26 protein-coding genes and 2 pseudogenes are annotated in these 22,719 nt (G+C 65.5%); 22 read left to right on the top strand and 6 right to left on the bottom strand.

Annotated features, from left to right (window positions below; genetic code table 11):
• The first annotated feature begins 8 nt into the window (after nucleotides 1-8).
• The 8 genes from ACFQBT_RS14485 to ACFQBT_RS14450 all read left to right on the top strand — a co-directional run bounded on the left by ACFQBT_RS14485 (nucleotide 9) and on the right by ACFQBT_RS14450 (nucleotide 5,279).
• Nucleotides 9-653: a LacI family DNA-binding transcriptional regulator gene (locus tag ACFQBT_RS14485; RefSeq protein WP_377823695.1), complete on the top strand. Its 645-nt coding sequence runs from the start codon at nucleotides 9-11 to the stop codon at nucleotides 651-653.
• On the top strand, nucleotides 650-1,051 hold the full coding sequence (locus tag ACFQBT_RS14480; protein ID WP_377823693.1) for a substrate-binding domain-containing protein: 402 nt from the start codon (nucleotides 650-652) through the stop codon (nucleotides 1,049-1,051). The genes ACFQBT_RS14485 and ACFQBT_RS14480 overlap by 4 nt, the downstream gene beginning before the upstream one ends.
• Nucleotides 994-1,938: a substrate-binding domain-containing protein gene (locus ACFQBT_RS14475; RefSeq protein WP_377823691.1), complete on the top strand. Its 945-nt coding sequence runs from the start codon at nucleotides 994-996 to the stop codon at nucleotides 1,936-1,938. Before ACFQBT_RS14480 ends, ACFQBT_RS14475 begins: the two co-directional genes overlap by 58 nt.
• Nucleotides 1,939-1,943: 5 nt before the next feature.
• Nucleotides 1,944-2,171 carry a hypothetical protein gene (locus ACFQBT_RS14470; protein WP_377823689.1) on the top strand — a complete coding sequence of 76 codons (228 nt, stop codon included), beginning with the start codon at nucleotides 1,944-1,946 and terminating at the stop codon, nucleotides 2,169-2,171.
• A gap of 34 nt (nucleotides 2,172-2,205) precedes the next feature.
• The gene (locus ACFQBT_RS14465) at nucleotides 2,206-3,183 is read left to right on the top strand and encodes an ABC transporter permease (RefSeq protein WP_377823688.1); all 978 of its coding nucleotides are present in this window, start codon (nucleotides 2,206-2,208) and stop codon (nucleotides 3,181-3,183) included.
• A 140-nt stretch (nucleotides 3,184-3,323) separates the two neighbouring features.
• Nucleotides 3,324-3,989, top strand: a complete 666-nt coding sequence (locus ACFQBT_RS14460) for an ATP-binding cassette domain-containing protein (protein WP_377823686.1) — start codon at nucleotides 3,324-3,326, stop codon at nucleotides 3,987-3,989.
• Nucleotides 3,979-4,890 carry a ribokinase gene (locus tag ACFQBT_RS14455; RefSeq protein WP_377823685.1) on the top strand — a complete coding sequence of 304 codons (912 nt, stop codon included), beginning with the start codon at nucleotides 3,979-3,981 and terminating at the stop codon, nucleotides 4,888-4,890. The genes ACFQBT_RS14460 and ACFQBT_RS14455 overlap by 11 nt, the downstream gene beginning before the upstream one ends.
• Nucleotides 4,887-5,279 carry an RbsD/FucU domain-containing protein gene (locus ACFQBT_RS14450; RefSeq protein WP_377823683.1) on the top strand — a complete coding sequence of 131 codons (393 nt, stop codon included), beginning with the start codon at nucleotides 4,887-4,889 and terminating at the stop codon, nucleotides 5,277-5,279. The genes ACFQBT_RS14455 and ACFQBT_RS14450 overlap by 4 nt, the downstream gene beginning before the upstream one ends.
• A gap of 18 nt (nucleotides 5,280-5,297) precedes the next feature.
• Here the strand turns inward: ACFQBT_RS14450 and ACFQBT_RS14445 are convergent, their stop codons facing one another.
• Complete coding sequence (locus ACFQBT_RS14445; RefSeq protein WP_377823681.1) at nucleotides 5,298-6,317, bottom strand: helix-turn-helix domain-containing protein; 1,020 nt, start codon at nucleotides 6,315-6,317, stop codon at nucleotides 5,298-5,300.
• 73 nt (nucleotides 6,318-6,390) lie between these two features.
• Between ACFQBT_RS14445 and ACFQBT_RS14440 the strand changes: the two genes are divergently transcribed.
• The 5 genes and pseudogenes from ACFQBT_RS14440 to ACFQBT_RS14420 all read left to right on the top strand — a co-directional run bounded on the left by ACFQBT_RS14440 (nucleotide 6,391) and on the right by ACFQBT_RS14420 (nucleotide 10,185).
• Nucleotides 6,391-7,347, top strand: a complete 957-nt coding sequence (locus tag ACFQBT_RS14440) for an alpha/beta hydrolase (RefSeq protein WP_377823679.1) — start codon at nucleotides 6,391-6,393, stop codon at nucleotides 7,345-7,347.
• Between the two features lies 1 nt (nucleotide 7,348).
• Nucleotides 7,349-8,170: an SDR family NAD(P)-dependent oxidoreductase gene (locus ACFQBT_RS14435; protein WP_377823677.1), complete on the top strand. Its 822-nt coding sequence runs from the start codon at nucleotides 7,349-7,351 to the stop codon at nucleotides 8,168-8,170.
• A 15-nt stretch (nucleotides 8,171-8,185) separates the two neighbouring features.
• A complete protein-coding gene (locus ACFQBT_RS14430) occupies nucleotides 8,186-8,977 on the top strand; it encodes an SDR family NAD(P)-dependent oxidoreductase (RefSeq protein ID WP_377823676.1) in 792 nt (263 codons plus the stop codon).
• A gap of 209 nt (nucleotides 8,978-9,186) precedes the next feature.
• Nucleotides 9,187-9,330, top strand: a pseudogene (locus ACFQBT_RS14425) (DUF2510 domain-containing protein); the annotation flags it as partial.
• Between the two features lie 420 nt (nucleotides 9,331-9,750).
• Nucleotides 9,751-10,185 (top strand): hypothetical protein, encoded by a 435-nt coding sequence (locus tag ACFQBT_RS14420; protein ID WP_377825606.1) that lies wholly within the window; start codon nucleotides 9,751-9,753, stop codon nucleotides 10,183-10,185.
• 43 nt (nucleotides 10,186-10,228) lie between these two features.
• On the opposite strand, the gene ACFQBT_RS14415 is transcribed toward ACFQBT_RS14420, so the two are convergent.
• Together ACFQBT_RS14415 and ACFQBT_RS14410 are read right to left on the bottom strand one after the other, a co-directional pair.
• Nucleotides 10,229-10,360: a hypothetical protein gene (locus tag ACFQBT_RS14415; protein ID WP_377825507.1), complete on the bottom strand. Its 132-nt coding sequence runs from the start codon at nucleotides 10,358-10,360 to the stop codon at nucleotides 10,229-10,231.
• On the bottom strand, nucleotides 10,300-11,175 hold the full coding sequence (locus ACFQBT_RS14410) for a helix-turn-helix transcriptional regulator (RefSeq protein ID WP_377823674.1): 876 nt from the start codon (nucleotides 11,173-11,175) through the stop codon (nucleotides 10,300-10,302). The genes ACFQBT_RS14415 and ACFQBT_RS14410 overlap by 61 nt, the downstream gene beginning before the upstream one ends.
• 88 nt (nucleotides 11,176-11,263) lie before the next feature.
• On the opposite strand from ACFQBT_RS14410, the gene ACFQBT_RS14405 reads away from it, so the two are divergent.
• On the top strand, nucleotides 11,264-11,665 hold the full coding sequence (locus tag ACFQBT_RS14405) for a VOC family protein (protein WP_377823673.1): 402 nt from the start codon (nucleotides 11,264-11,266) through the stop codon (nucleotides 11,663-11,665).
• 48 nt (nucleotides 11,666-11,713) lie between these two features.
• Here the strand turns inward: ACFQBT_RS14405 and ACFQBT_RS14400 are convergent, their stop codons facing one another.
• Complete coding sequence (locus tag ACFQBT_RS14400; RefSeq protein WP_377823671.1) at nucleotides 11,714-12,445, bottom strand: IclR family transcriptional regulator domain-containing protein; 732 nt, start codon at nucleotides 12,443-12,445, stop codon at nucleotides 11,714-11,716.
• A 150-nt stretch (nucleotides 12,446-12,595) separates the two neighbouring features.
• On the opposite strand from ACFQBT_RS14400, the gene ACFQBT_RS14395 reads away from it, so the two are divergent.
• The 6 genes from ACFQBT_RS14395 (at nucleotide 12,596) to ACFQBT_RS14370 (ending at nucleotide 18,501) form a co-directional block, all read left to right on the top strand.
• A complete protein-coding gene (locus tag ACFQBT_RS14395; RefSeq protein ID WP_377823669.1) occupies nucleotides 12,596-13,750 on the top strand; it encodes a CaiB/BaiF CoA transferase family protein in 1,155 nt (384 codons plus the stop codon).
• Nucleotides 13,743-14,555, top strand: a complete 813-nt coding sequence (locus ACFQBT_RS14390) for a citryl-CoA lyase (RefSeq protein ID WP_377823667.1) — start codon at nucleotides 13,743-13,745, stop codon at nucleotides 14,553-14,555. Before ACFQBT_RS14395 ends, ACFQBT_RS14390 begins: the two co-directional genes overlap by 8 nt.
• 72 nt (nucleotides 14,556-14,627) lie before the next feature.
• Nucleotides 14,628-15,494, top strand: a complete 867-nt coding sequence (locus ACFQBT_RS14385) for a DODA-type extradiol aromatic ring-opening family dioxygenase (protein WP_377823665.1) — start codon at nucleotides 14,628-14,630, stop codon at nucleotides 15,492-15,494.
• A 3-nt stretch (nucleotides 15,495-15,497) separates the two neighbouring features.
• Nucleotides 15,498-15,860, top strand: coding sequence for a hypothetical protein (locus ACFQBT_RS14380; protein ID WP_377823663.1), 363 nt, complete (start codon nucleotides 15,498-15,500; stop codon nucleotides 15,858-15,860).
• 14 nt (nucleotides 15,861-15,874) lie between these two features.
• Nucleotides 15,875-17,338 (top strand): amidohydrolase family protein, encoded by a 1,464-nt coding sequence (locus tag ACFQBT_RS14375; protein WP_377823661.1) that lies wholly within the window; start codon nucleotides 15,875-15,877, stop codon nucleotides 17,336-17,338.
• 443 nt (nucleotides 17,339-17,781) lie between these two features.
• Complete coding sequence (locus tag ACFQBT_RS14370) at nucleotides 17,782-18,501, top strand: hypothetical protein (protein WP_377823659.1); 720 nt, start codon at nucleotides 17,782-17,784, stop codon at nucleotides 18,499-18,501.
• Between the two features lie 73 nt (nucleotides 18,502-18,574).
• Here ACFQBT_RS14370 and ACFQBT_RS14365 read toward each other — a convergent pair whose 3' ends face one another.
• The gene (locus ACFQBT_RS14365; protein ID WP_377823658.1) at nucleotides 18,575-19,267 is read right to left on the bottom strand and encodes a neprosin family prolyl endopeptidase; all 693 of its coding nucleotides are present in this window, start codon (nucleotides 19,265-19,267) and stop codon (nucleotides 18,575-18,577) included.
• Between the two features lie 401 nt (nucleotides 19,268-19,668).
• On the opposite strand from ACFQBT_RS14365, the gene ACFQBT_RS14360 reads away from it, so the two are divergent.
• On the top strand, nucleotides 19,669-20,490 hold the full coding sequence (locus ACFQBT_RS14360; protein WP_377823656.1) for a ceramidase domain-containing protein: 822 nt from the start codon (nucleotides 19,669-19,671) through the stop codon (nucleotides 20,488-20,490).
• Nucleotides 20,491-20,667: 177 nt separating this feature from the next.
• Here the strand turns inward: ACFQBT_RS14360 and ACFQBT_RS14355 are convergent.
• Nucleotides 20,668-20,799: pseudogene (locus ACFQBT_RS14355) on the bottom strand (HNH endonuclease); the annotation flags it as partial.
• Nucleotides 20,800-21,523: 724 nt separating this feature from the next.
• On the opposite strand from ACFQBT_RS14355, the gene ACFQBT_RS14350 reads away from it, so the two are divergent.
• A complete protein-coding gene (locus ACFQBT_RS14350; RefSeq protein ID WP_377823654.1) occupies nucleotides 21,524-22,231 on the top strand; it encodes a nuclease-related domain-containing protein in 708 nt (235 codons plus the stop codon).
• Nucleotides 22,232-22,719 lie beyond the last annotated feature (488 nt).

Below are 22,719 nucleotides of genomic sequence, written 5' to 3'. Positions count from 1 at the left end.
GTGTAGCGATGGCTGTCCGGATCAAGGACATCGCCAGCCAGCTCGGCGTCAGCGACGCGACCGTGTCGCTGGCGCTTTCGGGCAACCCCCGCATCTCCGCCGCCACGCGAGAACGAGTCCTCGCGGCTGCCAAGCAACTGGGATACCGGCCGAACACAGCGGCGCGCGCGCTGCGCACCGAGTCGACCAAGGCGCTCGGACTGATCGTTTCGGACGTGTCCAACCCGTTCTTCGGCGAACTGGCCGGCGAGATCGAACGACAGGCGGGAGCGTCCGGGTATTCGGTCATGCTGTGCAACTCCGATGAGGACGTCGAGCGGCAGGACGAGTACCTCAGTGAGTTGTTGGGCGGTCGCAGAGCTGACGGAGTGATCCTCGTGCCAGTGGCGTCGAGTACCCCAGCGTTGCGGGAGGCCGCTGCGGGCCGCGCAAAGATGGTCATTCTGGATCGACCGCTGACCGTCCCCGGCACCGGTGAGCAAGCCAACTATCTTCGGTCGCTACCGACGGTCCGCAGTGATGCCACGGAAGCGCTTCGCGAAGCAGCCGAGATGCTCGTAGCGCTGGGTCACAAGCGAATTGGAGTCGTCGCGCCGCCGCAGACGACCCCCTTGGCCGAGAACGACGCGGCGAGATCCGTGACGCCCTGGTGACGGCCGGCGTGTCGCCGCGAGCGGTGTTGGTCGAAGAGGGCGACTTCCGCGAAGGTAGCGGCCATCAGGCGGCCAAGGAGTTGCTGAGCCGCAGAAGCCGTCCGACCGCGATTGTGGCGGCGGACGGGCTGATGGGTGTCGGTGTCCTCAAAGCAGCCCGAGAACTGGGACTCCGGGTCCCTTTCGACGTGTCGGTGGTGTGCTTCGACGACGCCCCGTGGTTCGACCTGTTCGATCCGCCGCTGACCGCCATTGCGCAGCCTGTGCAAGCGCTGGCCGAGGCAGCGGTTCAGTCCTTTCTCGCGTTGGTCGCCGGGATAGCACCGCCGGACCTGGCCGCGTGTCGACCACCCTGCACGTTGCTACGTCGCGCGTCGTGCGGACTCGCGCCGCTTTGATTCCTACCCGTGGGTCGTGTGCCCGCGGCCAGCTTCCGATCTTCCAGGAAAACAAGCACAACCATTACAAGGAGATTCCCATGAGTAAGCACACCACGACCGGCCTGGTGGCCGTTGCGATCACCGGACTCGTTCTCACGACGGCCGCGTGTGGACGTGGCGGCACGAGTAGTGGTCAATCGTCTAACTCGGGCTCGAAAGCGAAGATCGCCATCGTCACTCGCGACTTCTCCAACCCCTATTGGGCCGCACTGCGTGACGGAGCCGTCCAGGAAGGCAAGGCGCAAGGCGTCGATGTGACGGTAAAGGCCGGGTCGAATGAGACCGACTCGCAAGGCGAGAACGCGCAGATCAGCACACTGGCCGGCCAGGACTTCAACTGCTTCGCAGTGGTTCCGGTGAACGCGACCAACGTCATCACACCGTTGGTTCCTGTGGCGCGCAAAAACACCCCAATCCTCAACCTCGACACCCAGATCGACCCATCGGCCGCCAAGGCCGCCGGCGTCTCGTTCGCATCCTTTATCGGCTCCGACAACTTGGAGGCCGGCAAGCTCGCGGCCAGCAATCTCAGCAAGGCCATGGGTGGCACCGGGAAGGTGGCCCTCCTGCAAGGCATTGCAGGAGAGCAGAACGGCATCAACCGGGAGAAGGGCTTCGCGCAGGAGTCGGCGGGCAAGCTGACCGTCGTCGCGAAGCAGCCCGCCAACTATGACCAGAACACGGCCCTGTCCGTGACCACCACCATCCTGCAGGCGCACCCGGACATCACCGGGATCTTCGCCGCCAACGACACGATGGGTCTCGGTGCGGCGCAGGCGGTGAAGAACGCCGGCAAGGAGGAAAGGTCAGCATCGTCTCGGTTGACGGCATCCAGGAAATGCTGAAGTCGGTGCAGACGGGAACCAACACCGGCACCGTGACCCAGTACCCGTACGCCGAAGGCCAGATGGCCGTCCAGGCGTGTATGGCGAAGGTCGCGGGCAAGAGCATCCCCGAGCGGGTCGTCGCCCCCATCGCCTACATCGATAAGGCGAATGTGTCGCAGGCGATCAGCAGCTTCCCCAAGCCGTTCGGCAAGTTCAACGACCCGTTCGGCACGCCCAAGTCGTTCAACTGACACCGGTCCACCGTCATCTCACGAAAGGTTCATCATGCAGGCAGTAGCGCATGCCGACGCTGACGTCGAAGCGCGACCACGGCGCGACCGGCGGATCACCGAGCGCATCGCGAAGTACGCAGCGCCGATTGCGTTGGTGTTGTTGTGGATCGTCTTCTTCATCGCCACCCCGAAGTTCTTGACGGGTGACAACATCACCAGCCTTCTGGTGTCGGCATCCATCCTCATGGTGCTGTCGATGGGACAGCAGTTGGTGATCACCGTTGCGGGCATCGATCTGTCGATCGCTTCGAACCTGCCTTGGGCGGCCGTGGTCCTCGCCTGGACGTATTCGCACGGCTGGAACATCGCATTGGCGATGCTCGCTGCGGTCGTCGCCGGACTCGTGGTCGGCTTGGTCAACGGCGTGCTCGTTGCGCGACTGCGCATGGCGGACTTCATCGTCACCCTCGGCACGTTGTCCGTCGTCAGCGGCATCACCCTGGTCATCACCGGTGGGAACCAGACACCCGTGACGTCGGGGTTCCTGCAGGGCCTGGCACTGAATGGGATCGGACCGATCCGATGGTTCTGGCTGGTTGCGGTGATCGTCGCGCTGGTCACCGGCTACCTGTTGTTCTGGACCAAGACCGGAACCTACCTGCTCGCCGCGGGAGGGGATATCGACGCCGCACGCGACGTCGGCATCCGCGTCGTGAGCATCCGGACCCTCGCGTACGCCGCATCCGGGCTGGCGTGCGGTGTTGCCGCGGTCCTGTTCGTGGCCAACAACGGTGGCTCGGACCCCACGATGCAGACCAATCTGTTGCTGAGTTCGATCGCGGCCGTGGTGCTGGGAGGTACCAGCCTCAGCGGTGGCCGCGCGTCCGTTCTGGGCACGGCAGCAGGAGCCATCCTGCTTCAGACGTTGTTGAACGGATTCACCTTGCTGGACATCTCCCAGTACTACCAACCGGTGGCGGTCGGCCTGGTCGTGCTCGGCGCGGCGTTCCTTTCCCGGTTCCAGCGATAGGAGGAAGACGTGACAACGACAACCGAAACATCAACGACGCCAACCGAAACCGGAGTTCTGCTCGACGCTCGCGGCCTGACCAAGTCATTCGACGCGGTCCGCGCGCTGCGGGGGCCGACCTCGCACTCGTCAGGGGTGAGGTGACCGCACTGCTGGGCGACAACGGTGCGGGCAAGTCCACCCTGGTGCGGTGCATCACCGGTGTGCACTCACCGGACTCGGGCACCATCACGTTCAACGGCAGGGAGGTGCACTTCAGCTCACCGGAAGTGTGCCGGGCCAACGGCATCGAGACGGTCTACCAGAACCTGGCGCTGATCGATGACCTCTCGGTCTGGCAGAACCTCTTCCTCCGCCGTGAGATGACGTCCGGTTTCCCGCCCTTCCGCGTGCTCAACAAGAAGGCCATGCGCGAGCGGGCCGAGGGCATCCTTCACGAGCTGGACGTGGACATTCCCAGCGTGACGACAACGGTCCGGCGGATGTCCGGTGGCCAACGCCAGAGCATTGCGATCGCCCGGGCGGCCCACTGGGGCAAGCAGTTGGTGGTGATGGACGAGCCGACAGCGGCTCTCGGCGTCCGGGAAACTGCCGCAGTCGAGAAGCTGGTCTTGCGGCTTAAGGAGCATGGCGTGACGGTCCTGCTGATCACCCATGACATGGCCCAGGTCGGTCGCATCGCCGACACCGCCGTGGTGATGCGGCGGGGTCGGACCGTGGCACGTCGGGCGGTCAGCGATGTCAGCGCCGATGACCTGGTCGCACTGATCACAGGTGCGAAGGAAGGCGACGCAAATGAGCGCTGATGTGTCAGTGGTCGGCTCGATCAACCTCGACCACACCACCGTCACATCGGCTTTTCCCGGTCCGGGCGAAACGATCCTCGGTGAATCGGTCGCGACCAGTGTCGGCGGCAAGGGCGCGAACCAAGCGGTCGCAGCAGCGCTGGCCGGTGCTCACGTGAGCATCGTCGGATCGGTCGGATCGGACCCGGACGGAGATCGCGCACTGGCTGCGCTCAGTGCGGCGGGCGTGTCGGTGGATCGGGTGCGGCGCTGCGACGATGTGCCAACCGGCACGGCGTGGATCACGGTCGCCGACGGTGAGAACAAGATCATCGTCGTGCCCGGGGCGAACGAGGACGTCACCATCGATGGTGCCGATACGGAAGCATCGGTCACCCTGTGTCAGTTGGAAATCCCGATGGACGTCGTGGCATCGGCGGCCGGGCGGGCGGGACTCTTCATCCTCAATGCCGCGCCGGCCACCGAGATCACACCGGCGTTGCTGCGCCAGTGCGACGTTCTCGTGGTGAATGAGCACGAGCTAGCCACCATCACCTCCGAGCTCATCGGGTCAGTGAACTCGATCGTCACCGCTTCGAGGTCGCTTCTGGACGCCGGTGTTCGCGCGGTGATCACGACGGTGGGCGCACAAGGCGCTGTCCTTTGTCAGCCAGGTGGGGCATCGCTGACTGCCGCGCCCCGTGTGCCGGTGGTTGACACCACCGGCGCCGGGGACGCGTTCTGCGGCGTCCTCGCGGCCCGTCTTGCTGCGGGCGATGTGCTCTCCGTGGCCGTGAAGTGGGGTGTGGCCGCCGGGTCTCACGCCGTCCAGGCACCGTCCGCCCAGTCCTCCTATCCGGATGGGGCCCAACTCAAGGCAGCCGTCGAAGCCATCGCTCCAGCAAAGGAACTCACCTCGTGATCACGACTGGAATCATTCACGCCGACCTTGCCCGGCATCTCGCCGGTCTACGGCATACGGAGCACTTGGTCATCTGCGACAGCGGTCTGCCACTCGGTGACGTGCCCACCGTCGATCTGGGCTATCGGTACGGGCAACCCGGATTCATCGATGTGATCGAGACCATCCTGCCCGCCGTCACCCTCGAAGCCAGCTGGATTTCGCAGCCAATGGTGCAGGCCAACCCGAAATGCCTCTCAGCACTGAGAAATCAGGGGCTCTCACCGCAGGAGCTCGATCACGAAGACTTCAAAGTCCGGGCGCTCGCGGCCAAGTTCGCTGTCCGCACCGGCGAGGACACGTTCTACGCCAATGTGATCTGCCGCGCGGGCGTCCCCTTCGCGAAGTGACCGGATTGCCGGCTGGGGTCAGACGTGCGGGAGCAGTTCGCTGGGGCTGATGCCGTACTGCTTCTTGAACGTGCGGGAGAAGTGGCTGGCGTCGGAGAAGTGCCAGCGCCGAGCGACCTGACTGACCGGGCTGCCCGAGGTGAGATCGTCACGGGCGCGGGCCAATCGGCGTACGCGAAGGTAGCCTGACACGGTCTCGCCGGAGTCCTCGAAAGCCCGGTGCAGGGATCGCACGGACACCCCGATCCGGTCGGCGATCACGGCGGGCGACAAGGTGCCGCGATGCAGGTTGCGCTCGATGAAGGCTTCGGCGGCGGACCGGGTGGCGTACGTCGATTGCGGCCAGAGCTGTCGCGGCGCCTGCAGCGCTGCGGCCAGTAGCTCGATCGTGGCGTTGCGGGCCGCGGGCAGTGCGCCCAGCGGAAGGTCGTCGATGGTGCGGGACAGGCCGTCGAGATAGTTGCGCAGGAGCGACACGGCGGGGGCGTCGGCATCCAGCACCGAACCGGTGAGCAATTCGCCGCGCGCTCCGACTTCGGCCAGGGCGGCTTTGGGCACCAGCAGGCTGCGTTTGATCAGCGGTTCCTGGACCAGGAATTCGGCGTGTTGGGCGGAGTCCCACATCACCACGCTGCCGGGAGTCAGCTGCGCGGTACGACCGGCCTGAGTGACCTGCTCGCGGCCCTGCAGCGTCATCAGCATGACAAGGTATTCGCCCTCGGTCTGGCTGATCTGTGGGCCGCGGCGGACCCCGGCGCACGGGTCGCACGAGCAATCGACCAGGACCAGATCGGCCAGGTGCCGTTGGCGCACAGAGGCGGAGTACGGCGTGTGGTCGGCGGGCGTGATCTCCGTGATGTCCCAGGTCAGATGGGTCTTGGACAGCAGGCGGGCCCATGCCTCGCGAGCGGACGCCAGGTCGTCGTCCCGCAGGGTCTGCACCATCGAAGCCTCCTTCGTCTCTTCGAATGTAACCCCGATCACACCGTCGCTGCTCGGGGTGGCGCGCAGAGGCACGAAGTCGGCACGCAGATGCATGGCTGTGAGCTAGGTCACTTCCTAGTGTCGCTGACAACCCGCTATTCCGAGTGGGCGATCACAGGAGATCACCATGACCCAGACACTGGACGAGAAGGCGCAGGTCGCCGTACCGGACAACCGCACGGACGTCGAATTCGACTCCGACGGAGTGACGTTGCGCGGGTGGTACTACCGCGCGTCGGGCGGCGGCACGGCGCCCACAATCGTGATGAGCCACGGGTTCGCTGCGGTCAAGGAGATGTACCTGGACAAGTACGCCGAGGCGTTCTCGGCCGGCGGGCTGAACGTGCTGGTCTACGACAACCGCAACCTGGGTGCCTCCGACGGGCAGCCGCGCGGGGAGATCACGCCGTGGCAGCAGATCGACGACTACCGCAACGCGATTACGTACGCCGAGACCCTCCCGGGCACTGACCCGGACCGGATCGGGATCTGGGGCTCGTCGTACTCCGGCGGACACGTGCTGGTGGTGGCGGCGCAGGACCGACGGGTCAAGTGCGTGTCCGCCCAGGTACCGGTCGTCGACGGTGACGCGAACTTCAGGCAGTTGGTGCGTGCGGACTTCGTGGGCGGCGCGCGCGACGGTTTCAACGCCGACCGGCGGGCGCGCTTCAACGGCGGGGCGCCGGCGATGATCGACGTGGTCAACAAGGACCCGATGGCACCCTCGGCCTTGCCGACCCCGGACTCCTACGAATGGTTCATCGGCACCCACGAGCTGCGGGCGCCGTCGTACGTGAATTCGTGCACGTTGCGCAGCGTCGAACGGTTCTCGGAGTATCAGCCCGGTGCCTATCTGCGGTTGATCGCGCCGACCCCGCTGCTGATGTGCGTGGCCTCCGACGATGTGCTGACACCGACGAAGATCGCGATCGACGGGTTCGCCGAGGCGCGCGAGCCGAAGAAGCTGGTGGTGCTGCCCGGTGGGCACTTCGATGCCTACGTCAAGGGATTCGAGATCTCCTCGAAGGTGCAACTGGAGTGGTTCCGGCAGCACCTGATGGCCGACGCGTCGAAGGAGGCCTGAGATGGCACAGGAAGGACGCCTGGCCGGCAAGGTCGTCGTCATCACCGGCGGGGCATCGGGGTTCGGCCGTGAATCGGCATTGCTGTTCGCCCAGCACGGGGCCAGCGTCGTGGTCGCGGATGTGGTGGAGAAGCCGCTGGCGAAGGGTTTCGAAGCGGATCTGGACACGCCAACCGCCGACGCCATCACGGCCAAGGGCGGCCGGGCGGTCTACGTGAAGTGTGACGTCACCAAGAAGGCGGACACGGACGCTGCGGTTGCGGCGGCCGTCTCCGAATTCGGCCGCCTGGACGTGATGTTCAACAACGCAGGGATCTACCGAGGCGGCAAGCTGATGGACGAATTCACCGAGGAGGATCTCGACGCGTGCTTCAACGTGAACGCCAAGGGCACGTTCTTCGGCATCCAATCCGCCGTCGCGCAATTTCGCAAGCAGGAGCCCGGCCCGCACAACCTGCGGGGCACGATCGTCAACCTGGTGTCGACCGCGGGCCTGCAGGGGCACCCGATGCAGTCGGTCTACAACATCTCCAAGGGTGCTCAAGCGAACGTGACACGTTGTGCCGCAATCGAGTACGGCGCAGAGGGCATCCGCGTTAACGGCATCTGCCCGACGTACGCCAAGACCGCTCTGACACGTGATCTGTACGAGGACATGGCCTTCATGAAGGAGTTCAGTGAGTCGGTGCCGATGAAACGCTGGGGCGAGATGGAGGACGTCGCCAACCTGGCCCTGTTCCTCGCCTCGGACGAGTCGAGCTACGTCCACGGTGACCTGGTGCGGATCGACGGCGGCGAAACCCTCTGCCGCTACTCGGTGTAGGAGAAAGGAACAGTCATGGTCGAGAACAAGGTAGCGGTTGTCACGGGCGCCAGTTCCGGGAACGGTAGGGCGATCGCGCGACGGTTGGCCGCGGACGGCTTCGCGGTGGTCTGCAGTGATCTACACGCCGAAGCCCTGGCGGGAGGGTACGAGCAGGACGCCAACGTCGCGACCCACGAGGCCATCGTGGCGGCCGGTGGGCGCGCCGTCTTCGAGAAGGCCGACGCGGCAAGCTATTCGGACGCGCAGCTGGTCGTCTCCAGGGCGGTGTCGGAGTACGGCCGGCTTGATGTGATGGTCAACAACGCCGGCATCTTCACCGGGTTGTGCACCATCGTCGATGAGAAGGAGGAGGACTTCGACAAGACGCTTGCCGTCAACTTGAAGGGTGTGTGGGCCGGCAGCAAAGCCGCGATCACGCAATTCATGCGCCAGGAGGTGCGCGAGGACACCCGTGGTGTCGTGGTGAACATCGCCTCCATCGGCGGCCTTGTCGGGCTGGCGCAGGAGCCCGGATACTGCGCTTCGAAAGGCGGCGTGGTGAACCTGACCCGGCAGATCGCGGTCGACTTCGCGCCAGAGCAGATCCGAGCGGTGGCCGTCTGCCCGGGATTCCTCGCCACAGCGATGGTGCGGCCGTTCCTGGATGATCCGGAGTTGAACGCCGGCCTGCACAGCCAGTCACCGTGGCCCAACCTGGGCACCGCGGAGGACGTCGCCAAAGCAGTCGCGTTCCTGGCCAGTCCGGAATCGCGCTGGGTGACCGGCTCCACGTTGACCGTGGACGGCGGGTTCACCGCTCGCTAGCGCACCCGCCGACGAGCGCCGGCCGCTGAGACCCCCACTCGGTGGCCGGCGCTTTTTGCTGACCTCGGTGCGTCGATTCGTCGACGAGGAGACCGGCGTGCTGGTCGACGTTCTCAGACCTCCACATAGAAAACACAGGTTTCTCTCAGAAAGGGTCCCGTTCAGTAGGGCATCTGCTCTACGCTCGCGAGATCGTTGCCCACAGCTCAATGAGGAGTTCTTTGATGTCCGAGTCGACACCGCCTTCATCGGGATCCCAGCCGTCATGGGACCCCGGTTTCTACCCGGACGGCCAAGGCAACGAACGATACTGGGACGGCCAGCAATGGACTGAACAGACTCGCCCGATTGCACCGACCCAAGCCACTACAGCTCCCACGACGCCGCCTGGACAAAACACCCCGGCAGCCAACGCCTACTCGGGCACGACTGCTGACGCCGCGAGCGAAACAAGGAAGCGCAGGAAATGGCCGTGGGTGGTGGGTGGTCTCGTAGCCGTGGCTGTGGTGGGGGGAGCAATCGGCAGCCAAGGTGGCACGGATAAGCCCAAAACGTCGGCGACGCAGACGGCCTCCACGCCCCAAGCCTCTCCAACGAGTCAGCAGCCAACGTCTGACACCCCATCGAGTGAGCCCTCGAGCCCCGAGGCCACACCTACGGATGAGCAGTCGACCACGGCAGACACGGCGGGAAGGACACCGACGGGAAAGCTCACCACGCTCGGCGCGGGGACATTCGCAGTAGGGTCCAAGATCCCCCCGGGGCTGTACGACGTGACCGCGGCGAAGGGGGAGCAGGGCAACTTCTTCGTGACCGGAACTGACGACTACAACGAGATTCTGGGCGGCTCCGATCTTGGTGTCAGCAAGGTCAGGGTCAAACTGCAGGACGGTGACAGTGTGCAGATTTCTGGCATGCGAAAGGTGACCTTCACTCCGGTTACGGCTCCCTTCGTGACCAATCACGCGAAAGCGACTCTCTATGCCGGGCAGTTTGCGGTCGGCGAAGACATCGGAGCGGGGCGCTACAAAGTGACCCCCGGGGCCGGGCAGTCAGGCAACTTCTTCGTTGACGGTGGCAACTATGTCAACGAGATCCTGGGTGGTTCAGACGGGCTCGGCGTTCCAAGCGTTGAAGTGGATCTTTCGGAGGGTGACGTGATCACCATTTCCGGAATGGACCAGGTGGTGTTCACGCCAGAATCTTGACGTGTGTTAGAAGTGCTGCGACAGCTTGATGTTGCCGTGGTGCTCACGTAAGGCTGGCCAGTCGATCGGCGGCAGCCCGTACGGCGGCACGGAGTTCGGGTGGGGCGTCCAGTTTCAGCGGAGCATCAATTGCCAACAGCCGCTGCGGAATCCAGTCGAGTCGCTCCGCGCGGATCGTGACCTGTTGCCAGCCGTCGGGCCCGGGCTCGATCGTGGCGATGGTCCGGGAAGCCATGCCTCGACCTGTTCCACCGTGGCCTGCACCCGGAGGCGGACGGTGTACCGGTAGTCCGCGGTGGCGAAGGCACGGGCCAGGTCCGTCGGCTCGGTGACGGGCCGGCGGAAGTGGCCGGGCGCCGTACGGGTGCGGGCGATGCGATCACAGCGGAAGGTGCGCGTCGCGTGCCGGGTGGTGTCGTAGGCGATGAGGTACCAACGTCCCTGCAGCACAACGACTTCATGCGGATGAATGGCGCGCGTGGTCCGCTCGCCGGCACGGTCGGCGTAGTCGATGGTGAGCGGGGTGCCGGTGCGGACCGCCTCGCCAACAGTGAGGAGTACGTCGGGGGCAGGCTGCTCGGTGACCTCGCCGCCCTGTGCGGCAAGAGCCGCTTCTTGAAGGACGGTCGCGCGTTCGACGAGGTGCTGCGGCAGGGCACGCCGCAGTTTGGCGATGGCGGTCGCGGTGGCGGCCCGGGACGCGGGGCTGCGCTCGGCGGCCGCGCTCTCGGAGAGGGCGAAGAGGACGGCCAGCGCTTCATCGTCGCTCAACATCAACGGCGGGAGGCGGTATCCGGTCGCGAGCCGGTAGCCGCCGTACCGGCCGCGGAGGCTCTCGACCGGGATGTCGAGGTCGCGCAGTTGCTCGACGTACCGACGCACGGTGCGCTCGTCGACCCCGAGATCGGAGGCGAGCTCGGCCCGGCTTCGGGTGGTCGCTGACTGCAGCAACGTCAGCAACTGCAGGATGCGCGCGGCGGGACGGGGCATGTCTCCAAGCGTATGAGCAATAGTGGGCTGGTTCTGTCCACTATTGACCGTAGTGTCCGTGGGGTCAGAACGCCTACGAGGAGATGCCATGAGACTCGCTGCCACCCGGATCATCACCGACGACGTCGACGGGGTGGTCACTTTCTACGAGCGATTGACCGGGGCGTCGGCCGCCAGATTGCACCCACTGTTCGCCGAGATCACTATGGACACAGGGACGTTGGCGATCGCGAGTGCACAGACGGCGCCGTTGTTGGCGAATGGCGTGACGGCCGCATCGAACCGCTCGGTCACGCTGGACTTCTTGGTGCCGGACGTGGACGCGACGTACGAGCAGGTGCGCTCGTGGGCTGCGGTCGTCCAAGCACCGACTGATCTGCCGTGGGGCAACCGCTCGCTGCTCGTGCGCGATCCGGACGGCAACCTGGTCAACCTGTTCGCGCCGACGAGCGACGCCGCCAAGAGGCGCTTTACTAGCTCGTCTTTGTAGGAATAGCGCTCTTGAGGGCGAAGTCGGCGCTGATGGCCGCCGCCGTCGTCAGCAGTCGTGGCAGGTGTTGCTCCACAAGGGTTTCCACCGTCGTCTCGGCCGCGTGAACGGTGACGTTGAGTCCGGCCACCACCCGTCCCGTTCCGTCCCGCAGGGGGCGGCCACCGAACGTACGCCGCGCGCCAGCGCCTCGTCGGTCAGGCACCAGCCGCGTTCGCGCGTGAGGGCCAGTTCGGTCCGCAGTTCCTCAGGCGTCGGTGACAGTCGGACCTCGACGCCGGATCGTGAGGGTTCGGCGAGGACGCTTGCGACCTGATCGTCGGTCAGATCGGCCAGAAGCACTTTGCCCAGGGAGGTGGACGCGGCCGGGAATCGGGTGCCGATGGTCACCGCCAGGGCAATCAGTTTCGGCACCGAAACCCTTGCCACATAAACGATGTCGGAGCCGTCGAGCTGAGCGATGGACGACGACTCGCCGGTGGCGGCTACCAGTTTCTCCATGTGCGGACGGGCGATGTCCCACCAGCCCATCGAGTGCACGTATGACATGCCCAGCTCGAGAACCCGCGGCGTGAGGGAGAAACCGGATTCCCTCGACTGCACGTAGCCGAGCTCGGCCAGGGTCAGCAGGATGCGTCGGGCAGTGGGCCTGGCCAGGCCGGTGCGATCTGCTACCTCGGTCATCGTCAACGTCGGGCGGGTGGCATCGAACGCGCGGATGACGTCGAGACCGCGAGCCAGCGCCTCGATGAAATCCGGTCCATTGCCGCGCTCGGCCACAGCACCCCTCCTGATCAACGACGTGTCGCCACTGTAGAGGGCTCGGCACGTGAGCAGACCACGCGAAGACCTTGACAGCGGGTGTGACCAGGAGCACAGTTACGGCATACGGACACGTGACCGCTAGACGGACAGGATGATCGACGACCCATGACGACGGACGGTGCTGGACCTCTCTCCGGCCTGGTGGTCGCGGACTTCTCGCGCATCCTCGCCGGCCCCTACGCGACGATGCTGATGGCCGACCTCGGTGCGGAGGTCATCAAGGTCGAAGGTCCGTCGGGTGACGACACCCGCACCTGGGTGCCGCCGACGCGGCAGGAGGTGTCGACGTACTACCTGAGCATCAACCGCAACAAGCGCTCGATCGCGCTGGACCTGAAGGACCCGGCCGACCGTGCGGTCGCCAGCGACATCGCCGCCCGCGCGGACGTGCTGATCGAGAACTTCCGGCCGGGCGGGCTGGCGAAGTACGGCTTGGACTACGCGGCCGTCGCTGCGGCCAACCCCGGGGTGATCTACGCATCCATCAGCGGTTTCGGCTCCGGTGGGGGTGCGCATCTGCCGGGGTATGACCTTCTGGTGCAGGCCATGTCAGGCCTGATGAGCCTGACCGGTGATCCCGATGGGCCGCCCTACCGGGCCGGGATCTCCGTCTTCGATGTGATGACCGGGATGCATGCGTTGATCGGGATCCTGGCCGCGCTGCACGAGCGCGACAGCTCCGGGCAGGGCCAGCACATCGAGGTCAACCTGTTGTCGTCGGCGCTGTCCGGCCTGGTCAACCAGACCGGGGCGTACGTCGCGGGAGACGTTGTCCCCCACCGCATGGGTAACGCCCACCCGAGTCTGTTCCCGTACGAGCCGATGCCGACCGCGGACGGGGACCTCATCGTGATCGCCGGCAACGACCGGCAGTTCGCGGCGCTGTGCGAAGCGCTCGGGGTGCCGGAGCTGGCAGGCGACGAGCGCTTCCGGACGGTGGGGGACCGCACCGAGAACCGGGAGCTGCTGCGGCCGCTGCTGGAGAAGCAACTGGCGCAACGGACCCGGGCCGAGTGGTTCGACGCTCTCGTGGCCGCCGGCCTGCCGGCCGGCCCGATCAATTCGATCGCCGAGGAGTCCGGTTCGCCGCGGATCTCGGTCTCGGACCGGTCGTTGAGGTTGGCGAGGAAGCAATGCCTTTGGTGCGCAACCCGATCACGTTCTCCCGTTCGTCGGTGCGCTACGACCTGGTCCCGCCGGCCGTGGGACAGCACCGTCAGGAAATCTTGGACTGGCTGGAAGGGAAGGCGTCATGAGTGAGGAACTGTCGTTCCCCACCTCGCTGGGGATGTCCACCACCTCGACGATCACCCTGCTCGGCGAGGACCTGGCCGGGGATCTCATGGGCAAGGTCAGTCTGACCGAGCTGGTCTACCGGATGGTGACCCTGCGGACGCCGACCCCCGGTCAGGTGCGGCTGTTGGACGCCTGCCTGCTCGCATTGGCCGATCACGGCTTCACCCCAACCGCGCTCGCTGCGCGCCTCACCTATCTGTCCGCGCCCGACTCCATCCAAGGCGCTATGGCGGCCGGCCTGCTCGGCGGTGGGTCGCGGTTCCTGGGGGTGACCGAGGACTGCGGGCAGTTCCTGCACGTCGTGGTGGAGGACCTGCCCGAGCGCCCACAGACCGAGGCGGGATGGGACGAGGTGGCGCGGGACGTCGTACGGGAAGCTCGCGCCGAGGGTCGGATCATCCCAGGACTGGGGCACCCGGTGCACAAGGAACTCGACCCGCGCACACCGGCACTGGTGCGCATCGCCACCGAAACCGATTGCTACGGGCCGCATCTGGCCCTGTTCGAAGCAATCGGCCGGGTGCACACGGAGTTCATGAGCCGGCGTCTCGTGCTGAACGGCGCCGGTGTCGTCGGGGCTGCCCTGGCCGACCTGGAGCTGCCGGTCGAGTTGTTGCGCGGCTTCGCGCTGCTGGCCCGAGCGGCCGGGCTGCTGGGGCAGTTGGCCGAGGAGCAGCGGATGCCGATGGCGATGCGGACGTATCTGCTGGTCGAGGAGAACGCCACCTTCGTGGACCCGGCCTCGGTGACGGAGGCGGCCGATGAGTGAGGTCGACGCCAACCGGCAACTCGCGTTGAACGCAACGCCCGAAATCCGTTCTGCCTGAGGCTTGGAGGAGACATGGCACAACTCGTTGCGGTGCTCGCGACGACGCACCACCCGTTCTACTACCGCACGAGCCAGTTGCCGCCGGACGAGGCGCCGCCGTTCGCGGCGGAGTGGATCAGCAAGGTCACCGCGTACCGGGAGACGCTGACCAAGGCGCGGCCCGACGTACTGGTCATGGTCGGCTCGGATCACTTCCACCAGCTGTGGCTGGACAACATGCCGCAGTTCCTGGTCGGCAACGCACCGTTCTACGACGGCAACTGGGAGAACGAGATTCGCGAGTTCGGGATGCCCAAACTCTTCCTGAAGGGCCACCCGGAGCTCTCGGCGTACATGCTGCGGGAAGGGATCGACAAGGGATTCGATCTGGCGTTCTCCAACGAGTTGCGCGTGGACCACTCGGTCACGTGCCCGATCTTCACGGTGCGCCCGGATGCCGACCTGCCGATCGTTCCGATCTACACCAACATCTTCGCGCCGCCGCTGCCGCAGCCGGAGCGGTTCGTGCGGCTGGGCCAGACGATCCGGGAGATCATCGACGCCTGGCCCAGCCGCCTGCGGGTCGCAGTCATCGGCACCGGCCACCTGTCGCTGGAGTTGGGTGGCCCGCGGCAGTTCGGCCCGACTGGACCCGACCCGGAGTTCGATGCGCAGGCGGTCGAGTGGATCCGCACCGGTGATATCGACGGCGTGCTGAAGAACGTGACGTTGGAGTCGCTGCACGCGCCGGGGAACGCCACGCACGGGTTCATGGACTTCATGCTGATGATGGGCATCGCCGGTTACGAACACGCCGACTACGCCGACCAGCTCAGCCTCTTCCACACGATGGAGGCCTACTTCACCTGGTATCCCAACCCGCACCTGCTGGAGGCGTGAGCGATGAGCCGCTATCTGCTGGACAAGTTCCTCTACACCGTCGACCGGGACCACGAGCTGACCGAGCGGTACCGCGCCGAGCCGGAAGCGTTGGTCGCCTGGTGGGAGGAGAACATCGCCAACTCGCTGCTGAACTGCGTGGTGGCCGAGAAAACCACCTGGCTGCGGTTCACCGACGAGGAGCGTACGGCGCTGATCACCCACGACTCCGTCCGGCTCTTCGAGCTCGGGGCGCATCCGTTCCTCACCCTGACCCTGTGGATCGCGATGTTCGAGCGGGACTTCGACGAACCGCTGGCCATGCAACTGGACTACGCCAGGAAGCTGGCCGACAAGACGCTGCCTTACCCCGACATCACCACCTGAACCGGAGAAACGCCATGAGTTCCATTGACACACAGTCCGTTTCGGACACTCCTGTGATCGTCTTCCGGCACGGTCTCGTGCTGACCATGGACGATGCGCACACCGTCATCGACGATGGGGACGTGCTGGTCGTCGGCACCGACATCGCGGCGGTGGGGCGGAATCTGGAGGTGCCGGACGGGACCGTCGAGATCGACGCGAGCGGCGGCATCCTGATGCCCGGCATGGTCGACACCCACCGGCACATGTGGCAGACCGCGATGCGCGGGTACGGCAGTGACTGGACGTTGACGCAATACTTCGTGTGGAACTACCTGGAGCACGGTCGCAAGTTCCGGCCGCAGGACATCTACGCGGGCAATCTGCTGAGCGGGCTGGAGGCCCTGGACTCGGGTGTCACGACGTCGGTGGACTGGTCGCACGGGCTGTCGACCGTGGAGCATGCCGAGGCAGCGGTCGACGCGCTGCAGGAGGTGCCTGGCCGGTTCGTCTTCGCCTACGGAAATATCCACGCTGGGCCCTGGGAGTGGACGGCATCGCCGGACTTCCGCTCCTTCGTGGAGCGGCGGATGCCGCGCTCGGAGATGCTCGGCTTCCAGCTGGCCTTCGACGTGACCGGCGACCCGGCGTTCCCGGAGAAGGCGGCGTTCGAAGTCGCCCGCGAGTTGGAGGTGCCGGTGACGACGCACGCGGGTGTGTGGGGTGCCACGAACGACGACGGCATCCGGCTGATGCACGAGAACGGTTTCATGACGCCTTCCACGGTGTACGTCCACGCCGCGACGCTCAGCGACGACTCCTACCAGCGGATCGCGGCGACCGGCGGGACCGCATCGGTGTCCGCGGAGAGCGAATCCAGTTGCGGCCAGGGTTATCCGTCCAGTTGGGCGCTGCGCCGGCACGGCATCCCGATCTCGCTGTCGGTCGACACCAGCGTGTGGTGGAGCGCCGACGCGTTCGCTGCGATGCGGGCAACGGTGTCAGCCGACCGGGCGCGGGAGCACCACGAAGCGCACGGGCTGGGTGAGACGGTGACACACGTGGCGCTGCGGGCTCAGGAGGTCGTGGACTGGGCAACCCGCGGCGGGGCCAAGGCGCTCGGTCTGGACTCGCTGGTCGGCAGTCTCGAGCCGGGCAAGCGGGCGGACGTCGTACTGGTCAAGAACGACGACTCACCGGTGATGTTCCCGATCCTGCAGCCGTACGGGCACGTGGTGTTCCAGGCGCAGCGCGGCGACGTCGACACGGTGCTGGTGAACGGCAAGGTCGTCAAGCGCGACGGCAAGCTCGTAGGCGCCGATCTCGCGCGCGCTCGCGAGGTGGTGGCGGACACGATCGACTACCTGCGCGGCGAGTTGGGCGAGCAGGAGTGGACCTCCGGGATGAGCCCGGACATCCCTGAGTCCAAGGTGCTGGACAACCCCTACACCTATACGGAGTACGCCGACGCGTCGACCCACAGCGCGGAGCGCGTGTAGCGGGGCGCGTGTAGCGGGGCGCGCCAGCGCGTCGCACCTGGCGGCTGCGCCGCGCAGGCGAAGTAACGAATTCCTTTCGCACGACGGAAAATTGGCGCTTGTAATCCGCGGTTTGCCCTGCGCTGCACCAGGTCGCTCCCAGTTTGCGTCCAGCCTATTGACGGCCAGAAGCCAGCTACGGCCCCTAGCTTCTCACCGAGGGGGAGGGGATGAACGTGGTGGACCAGCCGCCAATTGCCGGGCCGGACGGGCGCAATGCGCCCGCGAACTGGTATCCCGTGGGTGCGGGTCAGGAGCGGTTCTGGGACGGATACAACTGGACCGAGTACGTCCGCACGGCGTGGGTCACTCCCGGGCAACCGGCTGCGCAGCCGGTCCAGACTCAGTCGCCCTCTCCTGTGTCAGGTCGCCTCGTGCGACGGGACAAGTCGGGCTGGGTGTACGTGGGGCGCGCCGTCCCGGCGCTGATAGCCATCATGTTTCCCTTCATGCACTGTCTGTCTGGATCCCACGATGAGTCGTTCTCGGTCAGCTCGACCGAGGTATCTGCGCCGATGACACCTGCGGCCGCGGCTCCGGATCCGGCGACAATCAGTCCGTCCCCGACCACCACGTTCGCATCCATCACGCCGCACCGGATGACGTTGAAGGCGGGCGATTACACCGTCGGCACGGGTGAACTCGCGGCGGGCACGTATGACGTCACGCCGGCGGCGGGTCAATCCGGGGAACTGAATGTGACTGGCGACGACGGTGACCCGTCCGAGATCAGCTCGATGCAGGGACTGGGCTCGTCTTCGGCCGATGGGCAGGTGCCGAAAATGCGGGTCGATCTGAAGCTTGGTGAGACCGTGACCCTGTCGCAGTTGAAGAGTGCGACGCTGGTGCCGGTCATAACGGGCGCGGCGCCACGTCGCGCCCGGACGGTCCTGTTTGCAGGGACGTTCGTCGTGGGCACGGATCTTGCTCCGGGCGATTACCGCGTCACGCCCGGGCCCGGCCAGAGCGGCAACTTCTTCGTCGACGGCCTTGAGAACGACTACAACGAGATCCTGGGCACCGCGGCAGATGGCGGCCAATCCAGTCTCGATGTCCGTCTCGGTGCCGGTGATGTGATCGAGACTCGCAACATGAGCGCGGTGATCTTCACTCCGGAGGCGTGACGCGGTGGAGCACTCGGGCGGCCCCAGCTTGTTGACGCGATCTGGTGGCTCCCACATTCCGGGGAGCGAGGAATCAGCTCGTCGCAGACGCCGGCGCAGCGCACCGTCCGGTGCCGGGTCCACCGAGCCGGAACGAGGTGGGTGAGACGGCGCCGAAGTCGTACTGGCTGGGGCTGGTGGCGCGCACGGCCAGGTTGGGAGTGTCAGTCGAACCCTCCAGGCGGTAGCCCGCGATGAACGAGGAGAACGACTTGCTGCCCAAACGTCCGTCACCCATGTCGGTACAGCTGGGGGAATCCGAGCCGATCTCGGCGACCTCACCGAACGCGGAGATCAGTTGGGCCTTGGTGTAGGTGCCGTTCCACAGCGAGCCGGGGAAGTAACCGACGGGTTGGTAGTCGAAGTAAACCCACCAGCTGCCGTTGACGTTGCGGATGGCGAACTGGCCGACCCCGGGGAGCACCCGCATGCCGGGCTTGATCCACTTCGAGACCTGCACGAACCCGCAGCCGTTGTAGCAGGATTCCTGCCCGTTGACCCAGTGGTAGACGAACAGGTGGGCGTGGGCGTCGCCGTTGAGCGAGGGTCGACGGTCCAGCCGATCTCGACAGTCGACGTCTGGTCGGCGTTCTGTAGGGCCAACTCCTGCAGGGTGTGCTCGCCGTACGCCGCCGCGGATTGATTGACCTCTGGGTCGGCGATCCCCATCACGATCTGCGCGCTGGTCGCGTTGGTCACCTGCTGGCCGACGACGTAGTCGTAGCACGCGCCGTACCAGCAGATCGGTGCGTCGGCCGTGGTCGTCGCCGGTGGCAGGGAGGGCGCCACGGCCGGGGAAGCAGTCCTGGCGCTGCTCGTGATGGCGGTGCTGTCGATGACGGTCGCGGCGCTTGCGGACCCGCCCTGCCCGAGGCCGAAGCCGATAGCGGCGGCGGTAGCCAGCGACGCGCCGGCGGCGAGGAAGGTCCGAGCGTTCATCGGTACTCCTGGGGTAGCGGATGGGGCGAGCGTCCCTGAGCCAAGCACAAGTTCGACAGTAAATGTGTCTACTGCGGCGATTGAGTTGGCTTCTTCGGCCAGCCCGGTGATCTTGGATGCCGGTCCTGCGGGCTGACCGCGTCAGACCGGATGGTGCCCGCGGTTGAGGGGAGGACTAGCGTCGCGACTATGGGGGAAGCGGTTGAGGCAGGCTCCCGGCCGCGGCCGAGCGTCTTCGTGATCACCGCCGTCGTATCGGCGCTGTCTCTGGTCATCTTCGCGGTAGCTCTTCGGTTCGGATGGTTCGGTCCCGATGTGGGCGCGGGAGCGAACTTCTGCGAGGCCGCGCGTGACGGCCTGATCAAGCAACCAGCCAACACGCTGAGCAACGTCGGATTCGTGATCGCGGGCCTGGCGGCGGCGTTCTATCTCGACCGGCATTGGTCGCATGTCGCGCACGCCCGGTTGCTGGCCGCGTTCCCGGCGCTGATCGCGCTGCTGGGGCCGGGCAGTATGGCCATGCACGCGACCCAGTCGAGCCTCGGTGGCCGGTTCGACGTGGGGTCGATGTACCTCGTGGCTGGCTTCGCCGCGGCGTACGGGATGACTCGCCTTCTGGGACGCGGATTGCCCACGCTGGCAGTGCTATTCGTCATCCTCGTGGTCGCTGCGGAGGTCCTCGGAGCTTCCGATGTGCCGGCGCCGCTGGTCGACACGGCCGGCAACCTGGCATTCGCGGTGCTTCTGCTCATTGCCGTCTTGATCGAGGTCGTCATCCAGCGCCGGCCGCGTCATCCCCGGTCGTGGCGGTCGGCGTTGGTCGCTGTCGGCGCGATGGCGGTGGCTTTCGTCATCTGGAGTCTCAGCCATTCCGGCGGGCCGCTGTGCGATCCGGATTCGCTGCTGCAGGGGCACGCCGTCTGGCACGTGCTGTGCGCGGTGTCGGCGTACGCACTGTCCCGCTTCTATGCCAGCGAGCGCTTCCATAATGACAGGCGCCCCGCTATTTGAAAGGGCGGAGGTGTGGAAGCCATTGCACCGGTTTCTCCGGCAACCATGTGCAACGGCTACCGAACCTTCGAACGATCTCTTTACGCTGCGGGCTACAGCTTCTCGTAGAGCGCCCCCGGGCGGCCGCGCAGGTTCTGCGACGCGTGCGTGCACCGGTTCTCTGCCACCTGCGTCATACGCCGCGTGGTGAATCTTGCATAGTGACAATCCGTTTCGCGCGGAGGCTCCACCCAGCTCGTGCCGGTCTCTGACGATGTGCGCGGCATCGAGCAGGACCGAGTGGCGTAATTCGCAGATGCAGCAGCGCATGTCGTAGGCGCGCATACCCATCGTCCGGAACGCTGGTTGGTGCAGCCGAGCTAGTGTGCCGCTCGATGTATTGGCGCATCATTTCCTCCAACCCGGAAGCCAACTGTGGAAGCTGTTGAAGGCCGTCGATGTCCAGGATGAACTGCTGCGCAAGCTCCTCGCCGCGCAGGTAGATAGGGAATCTGGGCGCGTAACTGCCACGGTCGACACCCACTAACCAGATCAACGGCAGTCGCATTTCCATCGCCCGGCGTTGGGCGCGGTTATCGGGATGGTCGGGGTCGTCGCCGCGCCATTTGCAGCGATACCGACCGTCGGGGCCGATGCAGTCCGCAGACGGTCGAGGCTGATCAGGACGACGGTAGACCGTCTGGAAGGACAATGCCGCAGGCAGGACCCTGGGCCGCCAAATGCCACGCTGGCGCTCCTTGAGCGGGACCCGTTCGCCCCGGAAGGTAAAGTCCTCGATGTCTGTCCAGGAGATGGGGGTGGCGCCGTCGTGGGTCCGGGCGCTCAGCCAATCGAACACGGCGCACCGCAGCGGCATGTCCTCGTCCCCCGTTCACATGCCGGCCCTTGTCGGTGAGAGCTTTGCGCGTCGAGGCGGGGTCCTTTCTCTAACCCGCCGGTCGATCCGCTATCGCCCGCGCTTAATCCCCGGAATGCGATCAAAGGGAGTTGCGCACGCCCTGACCCTGTCCGTCGTCGTGGCTAGTGTCGGATCATGTTGCTGATCCGGGTGGGTGAGTCTCAGTTCGCTGGCGAAAAGGATGTGGCCGAGCAACTAGCAAGATGGACGCGCCCGAGCGACCCCGCAGGGATCGCGCTTTGGCAACCGACGATGCCTGCAGGCTGTCATTGCGACGTCCTGGTGATCTCACCCGGCGGGATAGTAGTCATCGAGGTCAAGGGTCTAAAGGAAGGCGCCAACGGCCGGATGCCAAGCGGACCAATCGAAACCCCAGGTAATGGGCGGTGGGTTTGCGATGGCGTTGAACTGGAACTCTTTCTCCAAGACGGGTCGTTGAATCCACTCGGCCAAGCCCAGAACTATGCAACTAACCTCGGTCAGCTCTTCCGCGAAAAGCTCGAGGTTGCAGACCTTTACGTCAGGGCGCTGGTACTACTGGTGAAACCCCAGTACGCGAAGGGAGCTCCGGTCGAAATTGCTGGTGGGATCCACGATTACCACGAAGGCAGGCGCGGCTTACTATCGGTCACTACGTTGACCCACCCGCGTGCCAGTCGATCGTTCCGGCGCTATTTTCATCGGCTGAACGAGCGCGCTCAGATTACCGCGGCTACTGCGCTGGAAATTCTGGAACTCCTTGATGTTCCCGGATTCACGCACGAATCGCTAGTAGCCATGAGGTTCCCGCGAGAAAAAAGTCGATATCGAAGGTCGCGAGGAACGGGGACAGCGGCCCTGTAAAGGCTCACATAGTGCCTGCGCCGGTTACCGTGCAACCGCCGATACTCGATTCCACGTTACCAGGTCAACAATCGGTATCGGAGTTGCCAACGTTATTTCGGCCCAACCACGACACCGGCCCGGATCGTTTCCACACGGAGTGGAATATTGCCCGCCACCCGAAAGCACATCGAGAATCGCTTCGCTGGTTGCGGTGGGTTGGGGTTCAGCACTTGTCCTAATTGTTGTAGCGGTCGTAATGGCGGTCGGGGTAAACCTCGTTCACCGCGCTGCGGCCAGGGCAGTCACCGCCTCGAGCACACCACTTAGGCCACGCACTACAAGTATGTTTGCAACGCCGTCTCGCAACATCTTCTGCTCTGCTCAGGGTTCGTCCCTAAGGTGCGATATAAATACGGCATACTATAAGAAACCGGCAATGCCAAAACACTGCGTCTCGCCTGTGAATTGGGGTCACGTTATTGTCCTAGACTCCACCGGAGCACACT

The organism is Branchiibius cervicis (genome assembly GCF_042661605.1).
GTDB classification, from domain to species: Bacteria; Actinomycetota; Actinomycetes; order Actinomycetales; family Dermatophilaceae; genus Branchiibius; species Branchiibius cervicis.
This window is presented reverse-complemented; position numbering and strand designations above follow the sequence as displayed.